The following is a 1427-nucleotide window of genomic DNA, read 5'->3' as shown; positions in this document are numbered from 1 at the left end:
ATCAACCAGGCGATCACGCAGATGGACCAGGTGACGCAGCAGAACGCGGCGCTGGTGGAAGAGGCTGCGGCCGCTGCCGGGTCGCTGCAGGAGCAGGCGTCGAGCCTGGTGAAGGCCGTGGGTGTCTTCAAGCTGGATGCGGCCGCTGGCGGACGCAGCGAACCGGCCTTCGGCCGACCTGCTGCCGTCGCGGCGGTGGCGCCGAAGGCCGTCCGAAGGACCGCTGCGCCGGCCATCGAAAAGAAGGGCGCCAGCGCGCCGCAGCTCGCCTCGGCCGCCAGTGCCGCGGGCGACTGGACCGAATTCTGAACTGGAAACACATGACTGGCCTCAAGGCCGCAACAGGGAAAAACATGAATGCGTTCTACAACCTCAGGATCGCGAGCAAGCTCCTGATCTCCTTCGTCATCGTTCTCGCGCTGACCGTGTTCGTCGGCGTCTTTTCGGTGATGCAGTTGGCGAAGGTCAACCAGATGTCGACCGACATCACGACCAACTGGATGCCCGCCACGCGCTCGTTGCTCGAAATGAAGGGCCTGATGGCGCGCTATCGCTCGATGGAGTTGCAGCACATCCTGTCGAGCACCGAGGCCGACCTGGCCGGCTACGAGAAGTCGATGACCGACGCCTGGGCCAGCCTGCAGAAGAGCCGCGGCACCTACGAGAAACTGATCTCCGAGCCGGAAGAAAAGAAGATCTATCCGGAGTTCGTCAAGGCGATGGGCCAGTACGCGCTGGAGCATGACAAAGTCATCGCCCTGTCCCGCGCCCAGAAGAACGAAGAGGCGGTCGCCATGATCCGCGGCGATTCGCTGCGCCTGAATCTGGAACTGAGCAAGATGCTCGACACCCTCGCCGAAGTCAACGAGGTGGGTGCCAGGAAGGCGGACGAGACCGGCAACGCGGTCTATCAGGATGCCCGGCTCTGGGTCATCGGCAGCCTGCTGAGCAGCGTGGCGCTGGGCCTGTTGCTCGCACTCTGGATCGCCCGCATCGTCGCCAAGCCGCTGGCCGAAGCCGTGAAGGTGGCGCAATCCGTGGCCGCCGGCGACCTGACCAGCCGCGTCGAGGCTCGCACGACGGACGAGACCGGCCAGCTGATGCAGGCGCTCAAGGAGATGAACAACAGCCTGGTGAAGATCGTGGGCGAAGTCCGCACCGGCACCGACACGATCGCGACAGCTTCGAGCCAGATCGCCACGGGCAATCAGGATCTGTCGTCGCGAACCGAAGAGCAAGCGAGCTCGCTGGAAGAAACGGCCGCCTCGATGGAAGAACTGACTTCGACGGTGAAGCAGAACGCGGACAACGCACGGCAGGCCAACCAACTCGCGGTCTCGGCTTCCGAAGTCGCCGTCAAGGGCGGCAGCGTGGTGAGCCAGGTGGTCGACACCATGGGCTCCATCAACGCGTCATCCCGCAAGATC

At 64.3% G+C, this 1427-nt stretch carries 1 protein-coding gene and 1 pseudogene; both read left to right on the top strand.

Annotated features, from left to right (window positions below; translation table 11 throughout):
• A pseudogene (locus tag QZH52_RS38580) lies at positions 1-309 on the top strand (methyl-accepting chemotaxis protein); the annotation flags it as partial.
• 44 nt (positions 310-353) lie between these two features.
• A partial coding sequence (locus QZH52_RS38575) for an MCP four helix bundle domain-containing protein (RefSeq protein WP_301816542.1) occupies positions 354-1427 on the top strand: 1074 nt, incomplete at its 3' end.

The sequence above is a fragment of the Variovorax ginsengisoli genome (genome assembly GCF_030486595.1).
In the GTDB taxonomy this organism is placed as follows: Bacteria; Pseudomonadota; Gammaproteobacteria; order Burkholderiales; family Burkholderiaceae_C; genus Variovorax; species Variovorax ginsengisoli_B.
The sequence above is the reverse complement of the archived record's forward strand: the minus strand, read 5'-3'. Positions and strand labels throughout refer to the sequence as shown.